16 protein-coding genes are annotated in these 17,865 nt (G+C 73.9%); 7 read left to right on the top strand and 9 right to left on the bottom strand.

Annotated elements, in window-relative coordinates; genetic code table 11:
• Nucleotide 1: 1 nt before the first annotated feature.
• The 3 genes from IE316_RS17450 to IE316_RS17440 all read right to left on the bottom strand — a co-directional run bounded on the left by IE316_RS17450 (nucleotide 2) and on the right by IE316_RS17440 (nucleotide 2,612).
• Complete coding sequence (locus IE316_RS17450) at nucleotides 2-655, bottom strand: response regulator transcription factor (protein ID WP_190205283.1); 654 nt, start codon at nucleotides 653-655, stop codon at nucleotides 2-4.
• A 96-nt stretch (nucleotides 656-751) separates the two neighbouring features.
• Entirely contained in the window at nucleotides 752-1,978 is a 1,227-nt protein-coding gene (locus IE316_RS17445) for a sensor histidine kinase (protein WP_190205282.1), read from the bottom strand.
• Nucleotides 1,959-2,612 carry a response regulator transcription factor gene (locus tag IE316_RS17440; RefSeq protein WP_190205281.1) on the bottom strand — a complete coding sequence of 218 codons (654 nt, stop codon included), beginning with the start codon at nucleotides 2,610-2,612 and terminating at the stop codon, nucleotides 1,959-1,961. Before IE316_RS17440 ends, IE316_RS17445 begins: the two co-directional genes overlap by 20 nt.
• A gap of 263 nt (nucleotides 2,613-2,875) precedes the next feature.
• Between IE316_RS17440 and IE316_RS17435 the strand changes: the two genes are divergently transcribed.
• The 3 genes from IE316_RS17435 (at nucleotide 2,876) to IE316_RS17425 (ending at nucleotide 7,730) form a co-directional block, all read left to right on the top strand.
• Nucleotides 2,876-5,020, top strand: a complete 2,145-nt coding sequence (locus tag IE316_RS17435; RefSeq protein WP_190205280.1) for a hypothetical protein — start codon at nucleotides 2,876-2,878, stop codon at nucleotides 5,018-5,020.
• 1 nt (nucleotide 5,021) lies between these two features.
• The gene (locus IE316_RS17430; RefSeq protein WP_190205279.1) at nucleotides 5,022-6,656 is read left to right on the top strand and encodes an ABC transporter substrate-binding protein; all 1,635 of its coding nucleotides are present in this window, start codon (nucleotides 5,022-5,024) and stop codon (nucleotides 6,654-6,656) included.
• Nucleotides 6,657-6,770: 114 nt separating this feature from the next.
• A complete protein-coding gene (locus tag IE316_RS17425) occupies nucleotides 6,771-7,730 on the top strand; it encodes a bile acid:sodium symporter family protein (protein WP_190205278.1) in 960 nt (319 codons plus the stop codon).
• A 70-nt stretch (nucleotides 7,731-7,800) separates the two neighbouring features.
• Here the strand turns inward: IE316_RS17425 and IE316_RS17420 are convergent, their stop codons facing one another.
• Both IE316_RS17420 and IE316_RS17415 read right to left on the bottom strand, forming a co-directional pair.
• Nucleotides 7,801-8,451 (bottom strand): GntR family transcriptional regulator, encoded by a 651-nt coding sequence (locus IE316_RS17420; RefSeq protein ID WP_190205277.1) that lies wholly within the window; start codon nucleotides 8,449-8,451, stop codon nucleotides 7,801-7,803.
• 85 nt (nucleotides 8,452-8,536) lie between these two features.
• Nucleotides 8,537-9,541, bottom strand: coding sequence for a LacI family DNA-binding transcriptional regulator (locus tag IE316_RS17415; RefSeq protein WP_190205276.1), 1,005 nt, complete (start codon nucleotides 9,539-9,541; stop codon nucleotides 8,537-8,539).
• 118 nt (nucleotides 9,542-9,659) lie between these two features.
• On the opposite strand from IE316_RS17415, the gene IE316_RS17410 reads away from it, so the two are divergent.
• Both IE316_RS17410 and IE316_RS17405 read left to right on the top strand, forming a co-directional pair.
• Nucleotides 9,660-10,823 (top strand): Gfo/Idh/MocA family protein, encoded by a 1,164-nt coding sequence (locus IE316_RS17410; protein ID WP_190205275.1) that lies wholly within the window; start codon nucleotides 9,660-9,662, stop codon nucleotides 10,821-10,823.
• 47 nt (nucleotides 10,824-10,870) lie between these two features.
• Nucleotides 10,871-11,875 (top strand): Gfo/Idh/MocA family protein, encoded by a 1,005-nt coding sequence (locus IE316_RS17405; RefSeq protein WP_190205274.1) that lies wholly within the window; start codon nucleotides 10,871-10,873, stop codon nucleotides 11,873-11,875.
• A gap of 17 nt (nucleotides 11,876-11,892) precedes the next feature.
• Here the strand turns inward: IE316_RS17405 and IE316_RS17400 are convergent, their stop codons facing one another.
• Genes IE316_RS17400 through IE316_RS17385 form a run of 4 tightly spaced genes read right to left on the bottom strand, consistent with a single transcriptional unit; the run spans nucleotide 11,893 to nucleotide 15,745 of the window.
• The gene (locus IE316_RS17400; protein WP_190205273.1) at nucleotides 11,893-12,795 is read right to left on the bottom strand and encodes a sugar phosphate isomerase/epimerase family protein; all 903 of its coding nucleotides are present in this window, start codon (nucleotides 12,793-12,795) and stop codon (nucleotides 11,893-11,895) included.
• Between the two features lies 1 nt (nucleotide 12,796).
• A complete protein-coding gene (locus IE316_RS17395; protein ID WP_190205272.1) occupies nucleotides 12,797-13,651 on the bottom strand; it encodes an ATP-binding cassette domain-containing protein in 855 nt (284 codons plus the stop codon).
• Between the two features lie 4 nt (nucleotides 13,652-13,655).
• The gene (locus tag IE316_RS17390) at nucleotides 13,656-14,723 is read right to left on the bottom strand and encodes an ABC transporter permease (RefSeq protein WP_190205271.1); all 1,068 of its coding nucleotides are present in this window, start codon (nucleotides 14,721-14,723) and stop codon (nucleotides 13,656-13,658) included.
• Nucleotides 14,723-15,745 (bottom strand): sugar ABC transporter substrate-binding protein, encoded by a 1,023-nt coding sequence (locus IE316_RS17385; protein ID WP_190205270.1) that lies wholly within the window; start codon nucleotides 15,743-15,745, stop codon nucleotides 14,723-14,725. Before IE316_RS17385 ends, IE316_RS17390 begins: the two co-directional genes overlap by 1 nt.
• A gap of 220 nt (nucleotides 15,746-15,965) precedes the next feature.
• Here IE316_RS17385 and iolC point away from each other — a divergent pair, with 220 nt between their 5' ends.
• A complete protein-coding gene (iolC, locus tag IE316_RS17380) occupies nucleotides 15,966-16,934 on the top strand; it encodes a 5-dehydro-2-deoxygluconokinase (protein WP_190205269.1) in 969 nt (322 codons plus the stop codon).
• The gene (locus tag IE316_RS17375; RefSeq protein WP_190205268.1) at nucleotides 16,931-17,809 is read left to right on the top strand and encodes a Cgl0159 family (beta/alpha)8-fold protein; all 879 of its coding nucleotides are present in this window, start codon (nucleotides 16,931-16,933) and stop codon (nucleotides 17,807-17,809) included. The genes iolC and IE316_RS17375 overlap by 4 nt, the downstream gene beginning before the upstream one ends.
• Nucleotides 17,810-17,865 lie beyond the last annotated feature (56 nt).

Here is a 17,865-nt window from a genome sequence, read left to right as displayed (position 1 = left end):
CTCAGATCCGGTAGCCGCGGCGGGGGACGGTCCGCAGGATCGAGGGGTCGACGAGTTTGGACCGCAGGCGGTTGATGGTCGCCTTGACGGTGGTGGTGAGCGGGTCGGCGGCCTCGTCCCACACCTTCTGCAGCAGTTCGTCGGCGGGCACCACCCGGCCCTCGGCGGCCAGCAGGTACTCCAGTACGGCGAACTCCTTGGCGGTGAGCGGCAGTTGCCGACCGGCGTGGGTGGCGGTGCGCCGGGCGGGGTCGAGCCGCAGGTCGCCGTGGACCAGGACCGGTTCGTGGGTGGGCTGGGAGCGCCGGGCCAGGGCGCGGATGCGGGCGACCAGTTCGGCGTAGGCGAAGGGCTTGGGGAGGTAGTCGTCGGCGCCGAGGCCGAGGCCCTCGATGCGGTCGGCGATGGTACCGGAGGCGGTCAGCATCAGGACGCGGGCGCGGACGGACCGGGCGCCCAGTTCGCCGCACACGTCGTCGCCGTGCACCTTGGGCAGGTCCCGGTCGAGGACGATGACGTCGTAGTCGACCTCGTCGGCGCGGGCGAGGGCGGCGGCGCCGTCGTAGGCGACGTCGACGGCCATGCCCTCGCGGCGCAGGACGCGGGTCACCGAGTCCGCGAGTTCCACGTGGTCCTCGACCACCAGCAACCTCATGTCTTCCCCCTCGTACGGCGCTCCCGGACGGCGGCCGGCTGCGGCGGCCCGCCGGGCGGCGGTGCACAGCGTGCCGACCGCCCGGTCACAGGCCGGTTACAGCGTGCGCTCGGCCCCCAGGATGGCACCGACCGGGCCGGCCGGGCCACGGGGAAAGGCCACGGACAGGCGCAGTCCGCCCTCCTCGCCGGGGGCCGCGTCGATGTCGGCGCCGTGCGCGGTGGCGACGGCGGCCACGATGGACAGGCCCAGGCCGTGGCCGTCGGGGGTGCCGACGCGGGACTCCAGCCGCTGGAAGGGCTGGAAGAGCGCGGGGATGCTGTCCGGGGGGATCTCGGGGCCGCTGTTGGCGACGACCAGGGTGGGCCGGCCGGCGCGGGTGCCGGTGGACACGGTGATCCGGCCGCCGTCGGGGGTGTAGCGCAGCGCGTTCTCCACCAGGTTGGTGACCAGGCGTTCGACGAGCCGGGCGTCGCCCTGGGTGTCGGCGGTGTCGAGGGAGGTCTCGACGCGCAGGCCGAGGCGGGACGGGTCGGGGCAGCGTTCGTCGAGGACGCCGGCGGTGACCTCGGCGAGGTCGACGGGGCCCGTGCGGTCCAGGCCGCGCTGGCTGCTGGCGAGGGTGAGGAGTCCCTCGATCAGGCGTTCCTGGTTCTCGCCGGCCGCGACGACCCGTTCGCACAGGGCGCGCAGGGACTTGGCGTCGGCGTCCGGGTCGGACAGCTCGACCTCGATCATGGCGCGTTGCAGGGTGAGGGGGGTGCGCAGTTCGTGGGAGGCGTTGGCGACGAAGCGGCGCTGGGCGTCGAAGGCCGCCTCCAGCCGGGCCAGCAGTCCGTCGAAGGTGTCGCCGAGGCCCTTGAGTTCGTCGGCGGGGCCGGTGACCGCCAGCCGTTCGTGCAGGTTGTGCTCGGAGATGCGGCGGGCCTTGTCGGCCATCTCGCTGACGGGGCGCAGGACGCGTCCGGCCATCACCCAGCCCAGGGCGACGGACACCCCGGTCATGACGCCCAGGGCGATGCCGGACTCGGTGAGCAGGGCGCGCAGTTCGGCCTCGTGCTGCCGGGAGACCAGGTGCTCGATGTCGGTGGTGGAGCGGCCCAGGGTGGGTGAGCCGGGGGTGCCGCTCAGTTCCTGCTTGGTGGTGACGCGGGTGTCCTTGGCGACGGGGCTGCGGGCCACCAGGAGGTAGGTGATGGCCAGCAGCGCCACGCCGGAGAGCAGGAACAGCAGTCCGTAGAGCAGGGTCAGGCGGAGCCGGGCCGACCAGCGCAGGCGGGGGCGCCGGGAGGTGCGGGCGGCTTCAGATGCGGTATCCGGCATGGGGCACCGTTTCGATGACGGACGGCTCCCCCAGCTTGCGGCGGAGCCGGCTGACGGTGACCTTGACCGTGTTGGTGAAGGGGTCGGCGGCCTCGTCCCAGGCCCGCTCCAGCAGTTCCTCGGCGGAGACGACGGCGCCCCGGGCGGCGAGGAGCAGTTCCAGGACGGCCATTTCCTTCGGGGTGAGGTCGAGGCGGCGCCCGGCGCGGCGGGCGACGCCCTGCGCCGGGATCAGGGAGATGTCGCCGTGGGTGAGGACGGGCGGCACCGCGGGCTGATCGCGTCTGGCGAGGGCCTGCACACGGGCCCGCAGTTCGGCGAACGCGAACGGTTTGGGCAGGTAGTCGTCGGCGCCCAGGCCGAGCCCGTCGACGCGGTCGGCGATGGAGGCGGCGGCGGTGAGCATCAGGACGCGCGCCTCGCCGCCGTCCTTCGTCAGCTCCCGGCACACCTCGTCGCCGTGCAGACGGGGCAGGTCGCGGTCGAGGACGATGACGTCGTAGTCGGTCTGTGCGGCGCGGTCCAGTGCCTGTTCGCCGTCGAAGGCGAGGTCGACGTCCATGCCGTCCCGGCGCAGACCCGTCGCCACGGTCTCGGCCAGTTCCCGGTGGTCTTCCACGATCAGCACTCGCATGACCCTCACCCTGGCAGAGCGGCGATAACGCTGACGTAACAGATTTTGTTCCCTCAGTGTAACCGCCGGCCCGGTGCCCGCCCCGGACGGCCGGACGCGGCCGGGGGCCGGCGGGGCGGGGTCGAACTTCCGTGTGGAAGGCAAGAGTTCGTGGCCGCCGGGATATCGATGCGGTCCCAACCGGTGCGGGACCGTGGGGTGATGGTCCCGCGCGTGCTACTTTCGCGCACGACCCTGGCGTCTGATCACTCACGGGGGCGTGGATGGCGGACCGTGAACTCCACGGGTACGGGCACCTGCTGGACTCCTACGTCCCCCGGGCGATCGGACTGAACGCCCGGGGCCGCGGGGTCCGGCCCGCCCATCCCCGCGGGGCTCCGGTGCTCCGGATCTACGGGGGGCGCGGCACCGGCAAGACGGCGGTCTGCCGGAGGCTGCACGACACCCACGTCAACCGCGTGCACGTCGCCCTGTGGCCGATGACCGACCGGAGCGCTTCGCCGGCCGCGCCGGGCGACGAGGCGGGGCTGCTGGCGTCCCGGCCGCTGGCGGCGCTGGCCTGGCTGGTGCACGAACTCGACGCCGAGGTCCCGTCGTTCGGCCGCATCCCGTTCCCCCGCTTCACCTACGGCCTGGTCGCCGCCACCGTCTGGCAGGACGCCGCGCCGGCCGCCGACGGGCCGACGGTGGCGGAGCTGGCCGATTTCCAGGACCGCAAGGCCGCCCTGGTGGCCGCGCTCGCCGCCGGTCCGGGCAGGGCTCCGGTGGTGCAGCGCTTCGGGGCGTTCGCGGAGGCGCTGCTGCCGCTGGTGAGCTGGCTCGCCCCGGCGCTGGCACCGCTGGAGGACCTGCTGCGGCAGTTCGTCCGGCAGGCGTCCGGCGGTACCCGGCCGCACGCGGCGGCCCTGCGCTGGTGGGACGGCCAGGACCTGCGGGTCGCGGGCACCGGCATCGAGCGGGTGCTGCGTTATGCGCAGACCCTGCACCACCAGGTCCCGGCGACCGCCCGCGGCAAACTGGAGGAGCAACTGGCCGCCGCGTTCCTCGCCGACATCGACGCCTACCACCGGCGCCCCCACCTGCTCAGCAGACCGCTGCCGCTGATCGTCCTGGACGACACCCACACCGGCACCGGCGAGCGGCTGTTCGACCTGCTGATGACCGCGTACGCCACCGCCGCGGGGCCCGACAACGCGCGCGGCGCGGAGGTGCGCCGCCCGGTCCTGGTCACCACCGTGCTGGCCGCGGCGCCCCCGCCCGGGGCGGCCCGGCAGCGGCCGGTGGAGCTGTCCCGGCTCGGCACGCTGGACTGGCGCGGCCCGGGCAGCGAGTCGCCCGAGGAGTGGCAGGTGTGGGTGAGGGCCCCGGCCCTGCGGGCGGACGCCATCGCCCCCGCCCTCGGCGCCGACTGCCCGCGCGGCCTGCCCAATGTGATCGAGCAGATCAGCGCGGGCCGTGCCGGTCTGGCCGGGCCGCTGGTGGAAGCCGCCGAACGGGACCTGCTCGCCGGGGAGCACAGTCTGCTGCGCCGCCGCGGGCCCGCCGCACTGGGCCGTACGCTGCTCGCCCTGCCCCCGGCCGGACCGGCGGCGGCCGGCGACCGGACCGTCGCCGACGTCCTGCTGCGCTACCTGGTGCCCGACCCGGAGCTGATCGCCCCGCTGCTGCGCCGGGCTGTGCTGGTGAGCCCCGACGACGTGCCGTACGCCCCGGTGTCCGGTGACGAACCGGACCGGGTGTCGGCGTTCCTGCGCGCCGGGCACTGGGAGCGGTCGCCGTGGGCGTCCGGGGCGGACGGTCCGGGACCGGTGCCCCCGGTCGCCGACCGGGCGCTGCGGGAACTGCTGCTGCACCGGCTGCGCGCCGAGTGCTCCCCGGCACCCGGCCGGCCCGACGCCCACCTGGTCTGGACCCGGCTGCACTCGGCCGCCCTGGACGACGAGCGGGTGCCGGAGGCGGTGCGGCTGCACCACGCCCTGGCCCTGGGCCGCCGGGAGCGGGCGGTGTCCGGGCTGCACGCGCTGCTGCGGGTCCTGGACCGGCCGGCGTGGCTGGCCGCCGTGCAGCTCGTCTGCGCCGCCCCGCACCCGCCGGACGGCTACCCGGAGCGGCACCCCGAACCCCCTGAGCTGTGCCGGACCTGCCTGGACCGGCCGGCCGAGGGCGGCGGCCCGCACCGGGACATCGCCCGGCTGGTCACCCTGCTGTGGGACCTGTCGACGCTCTCCTCGCTCTACCCGGACGACCCCGACAGCCCCGACAACCGGCTGCGGCTGCTGCTCACCGGCTCCCACCTCGCCGACGACGAGGGGGTCACCGCGGAGGCCGCCCGGCGCTGGCCCGCGCTGCTGGCCCGGGGGCGCAGGGTGCCCGAACTGCCCGTACCACCGACCGGAAGGGGAAACTGACGTGGCGGCACCCCGGTTCTGGCCCTCCTACCTGCTGATCGGCGGCCCGGTCCTGCTCCTCGCCGTCCTGGGGCTGGCCCTGTGGCTGGGCTGGCGGGCCGGTCTCGTCCCCGTCGTGCGCGGCGTCCTGGTCGCCGTCTGCGCGGTCCTCGCGGCCGGCGCGGTCGGGGTGATCGTGTGGGCGGCCGGGCTGCCCGACTACTGCCAGAGCGGCAACGAGCGGCTGGTCGAGGAGGACGGCCAGTGCGTGGGCGTCAGCGACGGCAGCTTCGTCTTCGACCAGCGGCTGGCCGCCGTGTCGGACCGGATAGCGCGGCTCAACGACCAGGTCACCGGGGGCGGCACAGCGTACGCCACGATCGCCCTGATGATCCCCATGACACCGGACGAGGACAGCGAGGCGGAGCGCGCGCAGCTCCTGCGCGAGGTCCAGGGCGCCTATCTCGCCCAGTACCAGGCCAATGTGGTCCGCAAGGAGGACATCCCGATCCGGCTGGTCCTCGCCAACCCCGGCCGGGACCTGGACCACGGGCGGCAGGTGGCCGACTGGCTGGCCGAGATGGCCCGCTCCCCCGAGGACCGGCTGCGGGTGGTGTTCGGGTTCAACCTCAGTGTCGCGGCGAACGCCGACACCATCGGCTACCTCACCCGGGAGAAGCACATCCCCGTGGTGGGCGGGCCGATCACCGCCACCGGCCTGGCCAACGACGCGCACGGCCGCTACCCGGGGCTGGTGAAGGTGGTGCCGTCCAACCTGGACCAGGCCAACGCCCTGCGCTCCTACCTCGGCGAGGACGCCGCCAAGACCTTCCTCATCCAGGACCGCAGCAGCACCGACCTGTACTCCGAGTCGCTGCGCGCGGCCTTCGGCGAGGTGACCCGGGGCTCGGCCAGCGATCCGCAGGAGTACGACCCGACGCAGGTGACCAAGAACGACTTCGCGATGATGGTCAACAACCTCTGCGACTCCGAGGCCACCACCATCTACTTCGCCGGCCGGCCGCCCGCGCTGGCGCTGCTGATCAACGCGCTCGGCGACCGCGGCTGCAAGCAGCGGCACTTCCGGGTCGTCACCGTCTCCGGGGCCTCGACGATCGCCCTGGAACCGGACCTGGACTGGGGGGCGCTCACCCGGGGCAAGGGCCTGACCGTGGAGTACGCCACCATCACCCACCCGGACGCCTGGGCCGCCCCGAAGAAGGCCGGCGACCCCGAGCCGCCCACCACCGGCGGCTCCCCCGACGCCCTGGCCGCCCTCACCGACCTGCTCGAGGCCAACCCCCCGGAGCGGATCGGCCCGACCGACCTGTCCGACGGCCGCACCATCACCATGTACGACTCCGCGCTCACCGCCGTCACCGGCATCATGAAGCGGGGCGTTGCCAAGGGCGAGGTGCCGACGCTCTCCGGCATCGAGGAGACCTGGCGGCGGCTGCGCGGCGCGCACAGCGTGAAGGGGGCCAGCGGCTGGATCTGCCTGGACAACAACGGCACCCCGTACGACAAGGCGGTGGCCATCGTCCGGCTGGTGCCCTCGGGCGGCGACAGCGCGGGCGGGCACCTCGACTTCCAGGGCATCGCCTGGCCGACCGGCAAGCCGCTGACCGCGAAGCGGTGCGCGGACATACGGGGCTGACACCGGTACGGGCCCGGTCCGCGCGGCTCGCGGCCGGGGCGCGCGCCGCGATGGTGATCACATTGCGAGACACCGTTGCGAAACGCCCCTGACCAGGCGTCTCCTCGCACAGTGATGAGTGAACGACCCGAACCCCGCAGTACCGACGACGCCGGCGGCGACCGCTCCGCCCGGCGTGCCGTCACCGTCTTCCCCGTCCTGGTCCTCCTGGCCGGTGCCCTCGGCCTGCTGCTGCCGGACGGCTTCGCCGGGTGGGGCGAGGCGGTGCCGTACCTGCTGGGCGTGGTGATGTTCTGCATGGGCGTCACCATGACCCCGCGGGACTTCCGCGGCGTGGCCCAGCGGCCCTGGGCGGTGGCCCTCGGACTGGTGGCGCACTACGTCATCATGCCGGGCCTGGGCTGGGCCATCGCCCACCTGCTGAGCCTGCCCCCGCAGTTGGCCGCGGGCGTCATCCTGGTGGGCTGCGCGCCCAGCGGCACGGCGTCCAACGTGGTGACGTATCTGGCGCGCGGCGATGTCGCCCTGTCCGTGTCGGTCGCCACCGTCTCGACCCTGGTCGCCCCGCTGGTCACCCCGCCGCTGACGCTGCTGCTGGCCGGTGCCTATCTGCCCGTCGACGCCGGTTCGATGGTCACCGACATCCTCAAGACGGTGCTGCTGCCGGTCCTCGCCGGCCTGGTCGTCCGGCTGGCCGCGGGCCGGTACGTCGCCCGGGCGCTGCCCGTGCTGCCGTGGCTGTCGGCGCTCACCGTCGCCGTCATCGTGACCATGGTGGTGGCGGGCAGCGCCGGTGCCATCAAGTCGGCGGCCGGACTGGTCTTCGTCGCGGTGGTGCTGCACAACGGCCTCGGTCTGGCGCTGGGGTACGGGGCCGGGCGGCTCGCCCGGCTCGGCGAACCGGCCGGCCGGGCGATGGCCTTCGAGGTCGGCATGCAGAACTCCGGTCTGGCCGCGTCCCTCGCCACCGCCCACTTCAGCCCCCTCGCCGCGCTCCCGGCCGCGATCTTCTCCGTCTGGCACAACGTCTCCGGCGCCCTGACCGCCGCCTGGTTCTCCCGCCGCCCCCGCTGACCCCGGCGGGCCGGGCGGGGGCCGCTCCGTGGGCGGCGAGCACCGAGCCGCCGGCGGCCGGCCGCGCGGGTCAGTCGCGCAGCGCCTCGATCACACTGGTGAGATGGGCGCGGACGGCCTCCTCGGCCGCCCGCGGGTCCCTGGCCTCGATCGCCTCGATCATGGCCAGGTGCTCCTTCAGGGACTGCTGGGGCCGGCCCGGCCGCAGCGCCAACTGGAAGCGGTGCCGCACCAGTTGGGCGTTGAGCCGCTCCAGCAGTTCCACGGCCGTCCGCTGGCCGGAGAACTCCCGGATGCGGGTGTGCAGTTCGTGGTTCAGCTCCGAGTAGGTCAGCGGATCGCCGCCGGCCACCGCCTTGCGCATCGCCGTGCCCAGTTCCTTCAGCTCGGCGAGCTGCGCGTCGTCGACGGCGGCCGCCGCCTTCGCCGCGCACAGCCCTTCGAGGACCAGACGGCACTCGGTGATGGCGACGGCTTCCTCGACGGTCACCACCCGGACCCGGGAGCCGCGGTTGCGGATGCGCTCGACCAGCCCCTGCGCTTCGAGGTCGATCAGCGCGGCCCGGATGCTGGCCCGGGTCACACCGAACTGCTCGGCCAGCTCGTTCTCCACCAGCCGCTGGGCCGGTGCCATCTCGCCGCGCAGGATCGCCTGCCGCAACTGCCCGAGGGCGAGCCGCTTGGCCTGCTCCCCGGTGCTCGGACGGGCTTGTTCCGGCATGGTGCCCTCCCTGGATGAGTGCCTGTCGAACGTAGATCCAGCCACACAAGATCGTCAACAATATCGGTCGCCGTATCCGGTCGCCTCACGCCCCGGAGGGCGCCGCCGTGGTGCCGCGGATCTCCAGCGTGGGCGCGGTGAGCTGGACGCTCCCCGCCGCGCCGGGCGCCGCCAGCCGGTCCAGCAGACAGCGGGCGGCGCGGCGGCCGACCTCGTGGCCGGCGCTGTCGACGGTGGTCAGCCACAGGTGCCGCAGCCTGGCCAGGCCGGTGTTGTCGTAGCCGACCACGGACAGGTCCCGGGGCACCCGCAGGCCCAGTTCGTCCGCCGCCGACAGCACACCGACGCAGGCGATGTCGTTGACCGCGAAGACGGCGGTGGGGCGGCCGGGGCGGGCCAGCAGCCGTACGGTGGCGCGGTGGCCGCCCTCCTCGGTCATGTCGCTCGGCTCCACCACCGCCCGCCCGGCCAGGCCGTGCGCCGCCATCGCCGACGCGAAGCCGCGCCGGCGCAGGGCGCCCACCTCCCCGTACCCCGCGATGTGCGCGATGTCCCGGTGGCCGAGGCCGATGAGGTGCTCGGTGGCCAGCCGCGCCCCGCGCTCGTCGTCCCCGGCCACCACGTCCACGCCGGGCGGCACGGCCTCCCGGGCGCCGGCGACCACCACGGGGACGCGTCCGGCGACCGCGTCGAGGGCGGCCGGGTCGGGCAGGGTGCCGACCACCACCAGGCCGTCCACGCCGAGGTCGGTCAGGGGGCCGGCGGGGTCCTGGCCGGTGCGGCGGTTGAGGCGGGCGTCGGCCAGCAGCATGTAGAGGCCGTGGTGGTGCAGCAGGGAGTTCAGGCCGTCGAGGAGGTCCACGAACCAGGGGTTGCGCAGGTCGTTGAGGAGGACGCCGACCGTGCGGGTGCGCTGTTCGCTGAGGCTGCGGGCCGCCGCGTTGGGCCGGTAGCCCAGCTCCCGCACCGCCTCCAGCACGGCCTGGCGCTTCTCGGTGCGCACCCGGTCGGAGCCGCGCAGCACCAGCGACACCAGTGACTTGGAGACACCGGCCCGCTCGGCCACGTCCCGGATGGTCGGCTGCTTCATGGCTGGACCGTTCCACGGCACAGATCGGCTGTCAAAGCCTTGACACCGTGCGGAGACGGCCCCGAGGGTGGCGGATACAGGCTGTGGACCGGTCCAACGAAGGGCTCGCGTGGTTCTCATGGTGGATGCGCTCGGGGTCGCCGTCGTCGGTTTCGGCTGGATGGGCCGGGTGCACACCCAGGCGTACGCCCGGGTCCGCCACCACTATCCGCTGCTGCCGCTGCGCCCGGAGCCGGTCGCGGTCGCCGACGAGGTGCCGGGGCGGGCGGAGGAGGCCGCCGCCCGGTTCGGGTTCGCGTCGGCCACCCGGGACTGGCGGGAGGTCGCCGCCGATCCCCGGGTCGGGGCGGTCAGTGTCACCGCGCCGAACTTCCTGCACCGCGAGATCGGCGTCGCCATGGCCGAGGCGGGCAAGCACCTCTGGATCGAGAAGCCGGTCGGCCTCACCGCCGCCGACGCCCGCGCGGTGGCCGACGCGGTCGCCGCGTCCGGCGTGCGGAGCGCGGTCGGCTTCAACTACCGCAACGCGCCCGCCGTGGAGGCCGCCCGCGAGCTGATCGCGGCCGGTGGCATCGGCACCGTCACCCATGTCCGCATCCGGTTGTTCAGCGACTACGCCGCCCATCCGGAGGCGGCGCTGACCTGGCGGTTCCAGCGGGAGCGGGGCGGCAGCGGGGTGCTGGGCGACCTGGCCTCGCACGGCGCGGACCTCGCCTGGTTCCTGCTCGGCGACATCGCCGCGCTCACCGCGGACACGGCGGTCTTCGTGCCCGAGCGGGCCCACCCGGCCGCCGCCACCGCCGGTCACGCCCGGGCGGCGGGCGGTCCGCCGGGTCCGGTGGAGAACGAGGACTACGTCTCCTGCCTGCTGCGGTTCGCCTGCGGCGCCCGCGGCGTACTGGAGGCGTGCCGGGTCTCGGTCGGCGAGCAGAACGCCTACGGCTTCGAGGTGCACGGCACCCGGGGCGCGGTGTTCTGGGACTTCCGCCGCATGAACGAACTCGGCGTCAGCCGCGGCACCGCCTACCAGGACCAGCCGGTCAGCACGGTGTACGTCGGTCCCGGCCACGGCGAGTTCGGCGCCTTCCAGCCGGGCGCCGCCAATGCCATGGGCTACGACGACCTGAAGGTGGTCGAGGCGTACCGCTTCCTGCGGTCGGTCGCCGAGGGCGCCCCGTACGGTGCCACGCTCACCGACGCGGTGCGCGCGGCGACCGTGCTGGACGCCATGGCCCGCTCGGCCCGCGACGGCACCTGGGTGAGCGTCGACCCGGTCGCGTGACCTGCCGAGCCTCACAAGGACCCGCAAGGACCCGTAAGGAGCACCCCATGCGCATCGGCATCCTCGGTCTCGGTCGGATCGGTGTCTTCCATGCCGAGACCCTCGCGGGGCTCGGCGCGGTCGAGGCCCTCGTCGTCTGCGATCCGGTGGCGGGGGCCGCGCGGGCCGCCGCCGAGCGGTTCGGGGCCCGGGTCGTGGACTCCCCCGGGGCGCTGCTGGCCGCCGGGGTGGACGGGCTGGTCGTCGCGGCGGCCACGGACGCGCACCCGGCGCTGATCCGGGCCGGGGTCGCGGCGGGGGTGCCGGTGTTCTGCGAGAAGCCGGTGGCCCGGACCATGGCCGAGGCCGTCCAGGTGCTGAAGGCGGTCGCGGGGCGGGACGTGCCGGTGCAGATCGGCTTCAACCGGCGCTTCGACGCCGGGTTCACGGCGGCCCGGCGGGCGGTGCGCTCCGGGGAACTGGGCCCGCTGCACACCGTACGGTCGACCACCCTTGACCCGGCGCCGCCACCGCCCGCGTACGTCGCCGCGTCCGGGGGGATCTTCCGGGACTGCTCGGTGCACGACTTCGACATGATCCGCTGGGTGACCGGCCGCGAGGTGCGGGAGGTGTACGCCGTCGGCGGCAACCGGGGGGCCGCGTACATCCGTCAGGCCGGGGACGCCGACACCACCGGCGCGGTCCTCACCCTGGACGACGGCACGATCGCGCTGGTGTCCAGCAGCCGGCACAACGGGCGCGGCCATGACGTGCGGATGGAGCTGCACGGGTTCGCCGACTCCCTCGCGGTGGGCCTGGAGGACCGGCTGCCGCTGCGCTCGGCCGAGCCCGGGGCGAGTTTCCCCTCCGGGGTGCCGCACGACTTCTTCATGGACCGTTTCGCGGCCGCCTACCGGGCCGAACTCACCGCGTTCACCGAGGTCGTCGCCGGGGTCCGGCCCTCGCCGTGCCCGATCGAGGAGGCGCTGGAGGCGGGCTGGATCGCGGAGGCGTGCGCGCTGTCGCTGCGCGAGCACCGTCCGGTGCCGGTGGCGGAGGTGCGGCGGGCCTGAGCCGGCCCGCCGCCGGGTCAGGCCCCGCAGGAGCGCAGGAACCGGCGGGTGCGTACCGCGATGGGCAGCGGCCGGTCCGGGGCGCAGGGGTACATGTCCTGCTCGACGATGGCGAACAGGTCGACGCCGAGCCGCTGGGCGGCGGCCAGCACCGGTTCCAGCGCGGGCACCCCGCCCGGTGGTTCGCACATCACCCCGCGCCGGACGGCCGGCCCGAACGGCAGCCCCTGCTCGCGCACGTCGGCGAGGACGGCGGGGTCGACCTGCTTGAGGTGCAGGTAGCCGATGCGTTCGCCGTAGGTCTCGATGAGCCGGACGCTGTCGCCGCCGCAGTAGGCGTAGTGGCCGGTGTCCAGGCAGAGGCTGACGAGGTCGGGGTCGGTGGCGTCGAGGAAGCGTTCGACGTGTTCCTCGGTGTCCAGGTGGGTGTCGGCGTGCGGGTGGACGACGATGTCCAGGCCGTAGGTGTCCCGCACCTCGCGGCCGAGGCGGGCCATGCCCTCGGTGAGGTGGGCCCACTGCTCTCGGGTCAGCTCCGGGGGTTCCAGGATCTCGGCGGTCTTGTCGTCGCGCCAGAAGGAGGGGATGACGACCAGGTGCCGGGCGCCCATCGCCTGGGTGAGGGACGCCACCCGGCCGACCTGTTCGCGCACGGCGTCCCAGGCGGCGGGGCCGCGGTGCAGTCCGCAGAAGACGGTGCCCGCGGAGACCTTCAGGCCGCGCCGGTCCACCTCGTCGGTGAGGCGGGCGGGGTCGGTGGGCAGATAGCCGTAGGGGCCCATTTCGATCCAGGAGTAGCCGGCCTCGGCGACCTCGTCCAGGAAGCGTTCCCAGGGCACCTGGTGGGGGTCGTCGGGGAACCAGACGCCCCAGGAGTCGGGGGCGGAGCCGACCCGGATGCGGTCGAGCGCGGCGGCCATGTCAGGTGGTCCCTTCCCTCGGGGAGGATACGGAGCGCGGGTCCCGCTGGTCGGGGAGGGGCGCCGGATCGGCTCCGCCGGCCCGCGCCAGCTCGTGTTCGAGGACGGCGAGTTCGGTGCCGCCCGCCATGTGGTGGGTGAGGTCCTCCAGGGTGATCTCGCCGCGGGCGGCGGAGAGTTCGAGGGTGCCCAGGCGCAGCACGCTGAAGTGGTCGCCGACCAGGTAGGCGTGGTGGGGGTTGTGGGTGATGAGGACGACGCCGAGGCCGCGTTCGCGGGCGGCGGCGACGTACTTGAGGACCACCCCGGACTGTTTGACGCCGAGGGCGGCGGTGGGCTCGTCGAGGATGAGGACGCGGGCGCCGAAGTGGACGGCGCGGGCGATGGCGACGCACTGGCGCTGGCCGCCGGAAAGGGTGCCGATGGGCTGGTCCAGGTCGTCCAGGGCGATGCCCAGGGCGCGCAGTTCCTGGTCGGCGGTCCGTTTCATCCGGGCGATGTCGAGGCGGCGGACGGGCCAGGGTCCCCTGGTGAGTTCGGAGCCGAGGAAGAAGTTCCGCCACACCGGCATCAGCGGGACGGTCGCCAGGTCCTGGTAGACGGCGGCGATGCCGCGGTCCAGGGCCTCGCGGGGGGTGGTGAAGCGGACCGGCGCGCCGTCGACGAGGAACTCGCCCTCGGTGTGCTGGTGCAGCCCGGAGATGATCTTGATGAGGGTGGACTTGCCGGCGCCGTTGTCGCCGAGCACGCAGCTCACCCGGCCTGCGTGGACCGCGAGGTCGACACCGTGCAGGGCGCGCAGGGTGCCGTAGGACTTGCCGGCGCCGCGCAGTTCGGCCAAGGGGGAGTCGGTCATGTGCTCACCTCCGGGTCGCCGTGCGGCGGACCCACAGATTGACGAGGACGGCGCCGAGCAGCATCACGCCGAGGAAGGTCTTGAACCAGTCGGGGTTCCACCCGGCGTAGACGATGCCCTGGTTGACCATCCCGAACATGAAGGCGCCGAAGACCGGGCCGATCGCGGAGCCGTAGCCGCCGGTCAGCAGGCAGCCGCCGATGACGGCGGCGGCGATGTAGATCAGCTCCTGGCCGACGCCCTCGCCGGACTGCACGGTGTTGAAGGAGAACAACTGGTGCATGCCGACGAACCAGGCGCCGAAGCCGACCAGCATGAACAGCGAGACCTTGGTGAAGGTGACGGGCACCCCGACCGCGCGGGCGCTGTCCCGGTCGCCGCCGACGGCGAAGACCCAGTTGCCGTACCGGGTGCGCAGCAGCACCCAGGTGGCCAGGGCGGCGAAGACCAGCCACCACACCACCGTGATCTTCACCTGGACGCCGCCGACGCCGAAGGAGGACGCGAAGAGGGCCTTGGCCTGGCCGAAGCCGTCCATGTCGCTGATGTCGTCGGTGGCGACGTTGCCGGTGACGGCTTTGGTGACGGCGAGGTTGGCGCCCTGCAGGATCAGGAAGGTGCCGAGGGTGACGAGGAAGCTCGGCAGTCCGGTCCTCACCAGCAGCCAGCCGTTAAACGCGCCGACGGCCAGCGAGACCACCAGGGCGGCCAGTACGCCCGTCCAGACGTTCAGGGTGAGCTGGTAGCTGAGCATGCTCGCGGTGAGCGCCGAGGAGACCACGGCGACCCCGGAGGACAGGTCGAACTCGCCGCCGATCATCAGCAGCGCCACCGGCAGCGCCATGATGCCGATGGTCGAGGACTGGTAGAGCACCGTCGCCAGGGAGCCGCCCTGGCGGAGCGAGGGGGCGGCGATCAGGAAGAAGACGAACACGGCGACCGCGCCGAGGAACACCCCGACCTCGGGCCGGGCCAGCAGCCGGAGCGCCAGGGGGCGTTGCCGGGTCCGTCCGCCGGCGGGTCCCGGCCCGGGGGCCGGCGGTACGGTGACCGCGGGTCCGGCGGCGCTCATCACCGGGTGCCCTTCGCGGCGAAGGCGGCGACCCGCTCGACGTTGGTCCGGTCCACGAACGCCGGTCCGGTGAGCACCGGTTGCTCGCCGCCGCCGCTGTAGTTGCCGTTGTTCTCGTACAGCCACAGGCCGTCGACGGCCAGGTAGCCCTGGAGGTAGGGCTGCTGGTCGACGGCGAACTCGATGTCGCCCGCGCGGACGGCGGCGGCCAGGTCCTTGTTGAGGTCGAAGGTGGCGACCTTCGCCTTGCCGCCGGTCTCGTCGACCGACTGCACCGCGGTCATCGCGAAGGGCGCGCCGAGGGTGACCACGTGGTCGATGCCGGTGTCCTGCTTGAGCTTGGCGGTGATGGTGGACTGCACGGACGGCATGTCGGTGCCGTTGACGTAAAGGTTCTCGATGGTGCCGTCGAAGGTCCGCTTCACCCCGTCGCAGCGCTGGGTGAGGCCGACGTTGCCCTGCTCGTGGACGACGCAGACGGCCTTCTCGGCGCCGGCCTCGTCGAGTCTCCGGCCGAACGCCTCGCCCGCCACGCCCTCGTCCTGCCCGAAGAACTCCAGCAGGCCCATCTTCTTCCAGTCGCTCAGCCCGGAGTTGAGGCCGACGACGGGTATCCCGGCCCGCCGGGCCTTGGCGAGGACGCTGCGCAGGGCGTCGGGCTTGGCGAGGGTGACCGCGATGCCGTCGACCTTCTGGTCGATGGCGTTCTGCACCAGGTTGGCCTGGTTGCCGGCGTTGGGGTCGTGGGAGTAGACGAGCTTGACGTTGTCCTTGGCGGCGGCCGCCTCGGCGCCCTTGCGGACGATGTCCCAGAAGGTGTCGCCGGGGGCCTGGTGGGTGACCAGGGCGACCGTCATACGGGGCGTGGCCGCCCGGCCGGCGGAGGCGCCGCCGGCCCCCTCCTCGTCGGCCTGCTTGCCCCCGGAACCGCTGGAGCAGCTTGCGAGGGTGAGGGCCGCCGCCGCGGCCAGGGCGAGTGCGGGGGCGAACCGGCGGGAGCGGGCGTGCGAAGAGCGGTCCATCTTTGCTGCACCTCACTGTGCGACGGGGAACCGTGTGCCGAGAGGAGACGGCCTTGCACTGGGACCGGATACAAGTCCTTGGGGCCTCCCCTGTCAAGGCTTTGTCAAGACATCATTTCGCCAACAAGTCCGAATGTCCGTACATACAGTTGACACGGGCGTCCAGGGGTCCTACATGTGGGAGGCGGCAGGCCCCCGCCCACCCCGAGGAGCGTTGCACATGGCCGACTCAGCCCGGCGTTTCGACCTGATCACGATGGGCCGCATCGGGGTCGATCTCTACCCCCTGCAGACGGGCGTATCCCTGGCGGAGGTCCGGACCTTCGGCAAGTTCCTCGGCGGATCGGCCGCCAACGTCGCGGTCGCCGCGGCCCGGCTCGGCCGGGCGGCGGCCGTGATCAGCCGCACCGGCGACGACCCGTTCGGCGCCTATCTGCACCGGGCGCTCGCGGAGTTCGGGGTGGACGACCGCTGGGTCACGCCGGTCGGCGCGTACCCGACACCGGTCACCTTCTGCGAACTCTTCCCGCCGGACGACTTCCCGCTCTACTTCTACCGGCTGCCCAAGGCCCCCGACCTGGAGATCGCCGCCGGCGACCTGGACCTCGACGCGATCCGCGCCGCCCGCGTCTTCTGGGTCACCGGCACGGGCCTGAGCGAGGAGCCGAGCCGCTCCGCCACCCTCGCCGCCCTCGCGGCCCGCGCCCGGACCGGCACCACCGTCTTCGACCTGGACTGGCGCCCCATGTTCTGGCCCGACCCGGGCACCGCCCGTCCGCACTACACCGAGGCCCTGCGCCACACCACCGTCGCGGTCGGCAACCTCGACGAGTGCGAGATCGCCACCGGTGTCCGCGAGCCCCGGGCCTGCGCCGAGGCGCTGCTGGCGGCCGGGGTGGAGCTGGCCGTCGTCAAGCAGGGCCCGCGGGGCGTCCTCGCGGTGCACCGGGACGGCACGGAGGTACGGGCCCGGCCGGTGCCGGTGGAGGTGGTCAACGGCCTCGGCGCGGGCGACGCGTTCGGCGGCGCCCTCGTCCACGGCCTGCTGGCCGGCTGGGAGCTGGAGCGGACCGTGCGGTACGCCAACGCGGCCGGCGCCCTCGTCGCCTCCCGGCTGGCCTGCTCCGCCGCGATGCCCGCCCCGGACGAGATCGACACCCTCCTGACCACGGACGGAACCGCCTCATGACCCTCGGCATCCCCGACCTCACCGCGGTCCGGGCCCGGCACCCCGAGGCGGTCGCCGAGGCGGCCGCCCGCCGGGTGCGCCGCCCGCTGCTCGGCACCGGCGGCCGGCTGATGATCGTCGCCGCCGACCATCCGGCGCGCGGCGCGCTCGGCGTCGGCGACCGCCGGCTCGCCATGGCCAACCGCGCCGACCTGCTGGAACGGCTGTGCACCGCGCTGTCCCGCCCCGGCGTGGACGGGGTGCTCGCCACCGCCGACGTGCTGGAGGACCTGCTGCTGCTCGGCGCGCTGGAGAACAAGGTCGTCATGGGCTCGATGAACCGCGGTGGACTGGCGGGCGCCGCCTTCGAGATGGACGACCGGTTCACCGGCCACCGCGCCGAGGACCTCGCCCGGTTCCGCTTCGACGCGGGCAAGCTGCTGCTGCGCGTCGACTACGCCGACCCGGGCTCGCTGGCCACCCTGGAGGCCGCCGCCCGTGCCGTGGACGCGATGGCCGCGCACCGGCTGCCGGTCTTCGTCGAGCCGTTCATCTGCCGCCGGGTGGACGGCCGGATACGCACCGACCTCTCGCCGGAGGCGGTCACCCGGTCCATCGCCATCGCCTCCGGGCTGGGCGGCACCTCCGCCTACACCTGGCTGAAACTCCCCGTCACCCACGACCCCGGCGACATGGCCGAGGTGCTCCAGAGCTCCACCCTGCCGGCGGTCCTGCTCGGCGGCGAGGTGGGCGACGACCAGGAGGGGACGTACGAACGATGGCGCAAGGCGCTGCGGCTGCCCACCGTACGGGGCCTGGTCGCCGGCCGGTCGCTGCTGTACCCGGCGCGGGGCAGTGTGGAGGAGGCGGTGGACACGGCGGTGGGGCTGCTGTGACGCGGGTGACGGTTGCGCAGCCTGTGACACGCGCGGCACGAGTGCCCTGTGACTGT

It is taken from the genome of Streptomyces fumanus (assembly GCF_014655295.1).
Lineage (GTDB): Bacteria > Actinomycetota > Actinomycetes > Streptomycetales > Streptomycetaceae > Streptomyces > Streptomyces fumanus.
The sequence above is the reverse complement of the archived record's forward strand: the minus strand, read 5'-3'. Positions and strand labels throughout refer to the sequence as shown.